Source organism: Crossiella sp. NPDC003009 (assembly GCF_053591555.1).
On sequence record NZ_JBSFUA010000100.1, the window covers coordinates 1 to 4,664 of the forward strand.

At 73.3% G+C, this 4,664-nt stretch carries 6 protein-coding genes; 2 read left to right on the forward strand and 4 right to left on the reverse strand.

Going from position 1 to position 4,664, the window contains the following annotated elements; all coding sequences use genetic code 11:
* The 4 genes from ACWDY5_RS41355 to ACWDY5_RS41370 all read right to left on the reverse strand — a co-directional run.
* Positions 1–802, reverse strand: an 802-nt coding sequence (locus ACWDY5_RS41355; RefSeq protein ID WP_449727585.1) for a UbiA family prenyltransferase, incomplete at its 3' end; no start/stop codon positions are given.
* A complete protein-coding gene (locus ACWDY5_RS41360) occupies positions 792–1,799 on the reverse strand; it encodes a polyprenyl synthetase family protein (protein ID WP_449727586.1) in 1,008 nt (335 codons plus the stop codon). The genes ACWDY5_RS41360 and ACWDY5_RS41355, both read right to left, overlap by 11 nt.
* The gene (locus ACWDY5_RS41365; RefSeq protein WP_449727587.1) at positions 1,796–2,800 is read right to left on the reverse strand and encodes an aminotransferase class I/II-fold pyridoxal phosphate-dependent enzyme; all 1,005 of its coding nucleotides are present in this window, start codon (positions 2,798–2,800) and stop codon (positions 1,796–1,798) included. The genes ACWDY5_RS41360 and ACWDY5_RS41365 overlap by 4 nt, the downstream gene beginning before the upstream one ends.
* A gap of 212 nt (positions 2,801–3,012) precedes the next feature.
* Positions 3,013–3,408 (reverse strand): RidA family protein, encoded by a 396-nt coding sequence (locus ACWDY5_RS41370; protein WP_449727589.1) that lies wholly within the window; start codon positions 3,406–3,408, stop codon positions 3,013–3,015.
* A 100-nt stretch (positions 3,409–3,508) separates the two neighbouring features.
* Between ACWDY5_RS41370 and ACWDY5_RS41375 the strand changes: the two genes are divergently transcribed.
* Both ACWDY5_RS41375 and ACWDY5_RS41380 read left to right on the forward strand, forming a co-directional pair.
* Positions 3,509–4,486 carry a helix-turn-helix transcriptional regulator gene (locus ACWDY5_RS41375; protein WP_449727588.1) on the forward strand — a complete coding sequence of 326 codons (978 nt, stop codon included), beginning with the start codon at positions 3,509–3,511 and terminating at the stop codon, positions 4,484–4,486.
* Between the two features lie 45 nt (positions 4,487–4,531).
* The coding region (locus tag ACWDY5_RS41380) for a transposase (RefSeq protein WP_449727590.1) at positions 4,532–4,664 on the forward strand (133 nt) is incomplete at its 3' end.

The following is a 4,664-nucleotide window of genomic DNA, read 5'->3' on the forward strand; positions in this document are numbered from 1 at the left end:
CGGTCAGGCCGGCCGGGCGGGCCGTGGCCAGTGCGCAGCCGCCGACCACCCCGGCGACCGCGAGCAAGGCCAGCTGCGGGCCGGGCTGGGCGGCCAGGAACGCACCCGCCACCAGCGCGGCGATGCCCGCCGCCCACAGCGTCGCGGCCAGCCGCACCGCCGCGACCACCCCGTGCCGCACCGGCACCGACCGGTAGCCGCCCGCCCGGTCGCCGTCGACGTCCCGGACCGTGCCGATCAGGTTGGAGGCGGTGTCGTGCAACAGGAAACCGGCGGCCACCGGCGCGAGGGCCCACGGCGGCCACGGCATCGCGGTCATCGCACCGACCGCCAGGGCGAGCGCGGAGAGCACGCCCCGGCTCAGGTTCCCGGCGAACCCCATGCGCTTGAACACCGCGCTGTAGGCGACGATCCCGCTCATCGTCACCGCGAACACCGGCAGGATCCGCCAGTTGACCGCGACCGCACCCGCCAGCGAGGCTGCCGCGCAGCCGATCCCGCACCACAGCGCCGTGCCGGGGGCGAGCCTGCCGGAGGGGATCGGGCGCTGGGGTTTCGCGATCGCGTCCAGGTCCCGGTCGAAGTAGTCGCCCAGGTAGTGCCCGGACAGCCAGCCCAGCACCGGGGACAGCGCCGCGACGAGGAGCCCGGCGGGTCCCGCACCGCCTGCCGCCAGCGCGCCGGCCAGCCCGAGCAGCGCCGGGTAGCACGTGGTGTACGGCCGCCAGGTCTGCCAGTGCGCCAGCACCCGCTCGCGCACCGGCCTGCCGGTGCGGCCGAGCTCGCGCAGGTCAGCGGTCACGGTCGACCGCGATCTCGGCGAGGGCGGCGAGCCTGCCCGCGGCGGCGGTCCCCGGCAGCTCGGGCAGCCGCGCCACAGCGAGTGCGGACCGCTCCCGCGCGCCTTCCCTTGCGGTGCCGAGCGCGCCGCTGCCGAGCACGGCGAAGCGGAGCAGCTCCAGTGCCTCGGCGGGTTCGACGGAGCCGGACAGCGCGGTCTCCACGGCCCGCCGGTGCCCGGCGTCACCGTCGCGGTGGGCGATCAGCACCGGCCAGGTCGGCCGGAGGTTGGCCGCGTCGCTGGTGGTGGGCTTGCCCGCGGCGGCGCAGCCGTCCAGGTAGGGCAGCAGGTCGTCGTACATCTGGAAGGCCACCCCGGTGTGGTGGCCGAAGTCGGCGAGCAGGTCGGCCTGCCCGGCCGTGCCACCGCCGAGCAGCGCGCCGACCCGGCAGGCGGCGCGGAACAACGCGCCGGTCTTGAACGCGGCCACGTCGAGGTAGTCGCTCAGACCGCTGCCGGGCCGCCCGGCGCCCGGCGGCACCATCGAGGACTCGAGCACCTGGCCGCGGCAGAGGTCACCGCCCGCGCGGGCCAGCTCGGCGACGGCCGCGACCACCGCCTGCGGGGGCGCGGCGCTCTCGGCCGCGGCGGCGAACAGGTCGAACAGCAGCGCGTCGCCGGTGACGATCGCGTCCGCGATGCCGTGGCGGGCGTGCACCGAGGGCCGGCCCCGGCGCAGGTCGTCGCCGTCGATGATGTCGTCGTGCACCAGCGAGGCCACGTGCAGGTGCTCGACCGCCACCGCGGCGGGCAGCACGGTGCCGGCCTGCCCGCCGACGGCTTCCGCGGCCGCGACGAGCATCAGCGGGCGCAGCAGCTTGCCCGGCACCGCCATGGCGTAGCGCGTCAGCTCGTCGAGCCGGTCGCCGCCGCGGCGGCGGTCGGCCAGCGCCTCCCGGATCAGCGCGAGGGCGTCCCCGGCTGGCAGGCGCAGCGCCGGGCTGACCGTGCCGGTCATCGGAGTGCCCCCTCAGCGTGCGGGGCGGCCAGCGTGGCGAAGGCACGGGCGGCCGCCAGCACGACATCGTTTGCCTGGGGCGGCCCGGTGCTCACCCGCACCCCGCCCGCCACCTCGCGCACGGCCACGCCGTGGCTCGCCAGGTGCGCGATGAAGTCCTGGTTGCGCGCGCCCAGGCGGACCCACAGGTAGTTCCCGCCACTGGGCGGCACGTCGAAGCCCAGCTCGGTCAGCCCCCGGTGCACCCGGTCGCGCTCGACCGCGACCTCGCGACACTGCTCGCGCATGCGGTCCGCCGCGTCCAGCGCCGCCAGCGCGGCGGCCTGGGCGACAGTCGGCACCCGGTGGAACGGGCTGGTCCGGCGCAGCGGGGCCACCAGCTCCTCGGCGCCGGTGAGGTAGCCGACGCGCAGCCCGATCAGCCCGTGCGACTTGGAGAACGTGCGCACCACGGCCACCCGACGGTCCTTTGTGGACAGTGCCACCGCGTCCGCGATGAAGGCCGGGTCGGCGAACTCCCGGTAGGCCTCGTCGACGAGCAGCAGCACGTGCGCGGGCAGGGCCGCCAGCAACGCGGTCAGCTCGCCGGTGCCGAGCACCTCGCCGGTGGGGTTGTTGGGGTTGCACACCAGCACAATCCGGGTCCGGTCGGTGACCGCCGCGGCGAGCGCGTCCAGGTCCTGACCGTCCCGGCGGTCCCCGGGCACGGCGACCGGTTCGGCGCCGGCGTTGCGGATCAGCAGCGGGTACAGGTCGAAGGAGGGCCAGGTGTGCAGCACCTCGCTGCCAGGTCCGCTATGCGCGATAAGGAACTGCTGCAGCAGCGCCCCGGACCCGGCCCCGGCGACCACCCGGCCCGCGGTGCTGCCGAGCTCGGCGGCCAGCCGGTCCTCCAGCCGGGCGGCGAGCGCGTCCCCGGTCAGGTTGACCGAGCCGAGCGAAGCCATCAGGGCCTCGCGCACCCCCGGCAGCATTGGCCAGTGGTTCTCGTTCAGCGCCAATTGGTGAATTATCCGATCCAATTCACATGCCTTCCTCGGAAAACAAGATGACTGATCAGAATGGCGACCCTACCCACCGTGGCGACGCATTTGAGACATCGCTCAGCACGCTTGCCCGCTTCGACAAGCCATTTGCCCCTTCGGGCAATAAAAGAAATCTGGCAGATACCCCAGTGTTTTTGAGGTATCTGCCAGCAGGCTTGCCATTCACCTCACGCGACGGCGGTCCCCTCGAGCTCGACCATCAGGCCGGGGATCGCCAGCCGGGTCACCCCGAGCATCGTGGTGGCCGGCGCGACCCCGGCGGCGGCCAGCCGTGAGGCCAGCACGCCGTAGTGCGGGAACAGCAGGTCGACGTCAGTCGTGTAGACGTTGAGCCGGACCAGGTTCGCCAGGGACATGCCCGCTTCGCCGAGGACGGCCTCCAGGTTGTCCAGGGTCAGCGCCAGCTGTGCCGCCATGTCACCGGCGTGCTGGGCCTCGCCGTCCTCGCTCATCGCGGTCTGCCCGGAGCAGTACAGGGTCCGGCTGTGCCCGGAGACGAGCTCGCCCTGGTTGTACCCCATCTCCACCGACCACTGCCACGGGTTGACCGCCGTTCGCTGCACTGCCACATCAGCTCCATCCGGTTCATCGAGGTGTCCTGCCGCCATGAACCTGCCACCGAATCACGACATCCTGTGTCGTGTATTCCGCTACGGTTTTCGCATGCGCGCCGACCGGTTGGTCTCACTGGTGCTGCTGCTGCGCCAGCGCGGCCGGCTGTCCGCGGCCACGCTGGCCCGCGAGCTGGAGGTGTCCACCCGCACCGTGCTGCGCGATATCGAGGCGCTGTCCGCGGCCGGCGTCCCGGTCTACGCCGAACGCGGCAGGCACGGCGGTTTTGCCCTGTTGCCCGGCTTCCACACCGAGCTCACCGGGCTGAACCACGACGAGGCGCTCGCCCTGCTGGTCGCCGGATCACGGCGCGGCGCGCAGGTGTTCGGCCTCGGCTCGGCACTGGCTTCGGCCATGCTCAAGGTGGTTGACGCGCTGCCGGAAGGCCATCGGGACACCGCGGCAGGTGTGGCCGAGCGGTTGCTCATCGACCCGGAGACCGACCTCCTCTCCCGCCGCGTGGTCGCCGAGGAGGCGCCGGACACCGTGGTGGCCGAGGTCCGGCGCGCGGTGTTCGCCGGGCACAAGCTGCGCATCCACTACGCGGCCACCGGCCAGGCGCCGCGGTGGCGCACGGTGGACCCGGTCGGCCTGGTCACCGTCCGCGAGCAGGGCTACCTGCTGGCCACCAGGTCTGGCGCGGAGCGCACCTATCGGCTGTCCCGGGTGCTGGCCGCCGAGGCGCTCGCCGAACCCGCGGAGCGAGCGGACCGGGTCGATCTGGACCGGGCCTGGCGGGAACGCAGCACGCGGTTTCGCACCGGCGGCGATCAGGTCGCCGTGCTGGCCAGGGTGAACCCGGCGCGGCGGGAGGAGCTGGCAGGCACCGCGCTGGCCGTCCGCGCCGAGGAAACCGACGCGGACGGCTGGCTGCGACTGGAGGTGACCTTCCAGGACGCACGGCACGCCGAATGGGCCCTGTGGCAGCTCAGCACGGACACGGAAGCCCTTGCCCCGCAATGGTTGCGCACCCAGCTTCGGGATCGCGCCGCCGCGATCGCCAGCCGCTACACGGCGGGAGCGGGCTAGGGGGCGTTTTCAAAGCGGCTGGTGTGATCTGCTTTGATCACGTTCGTGGTGCGTCGTCATGAGCTGACCGATGAGCAGTGGGTTGCCCTGCAACCGTTGCTGCCCCAGCCCGGCACCGGTCGTCCGCGTGTGGACGACCGGCGGGTGATCAACGCGATGGTGTTCAAAGCCCGCACCG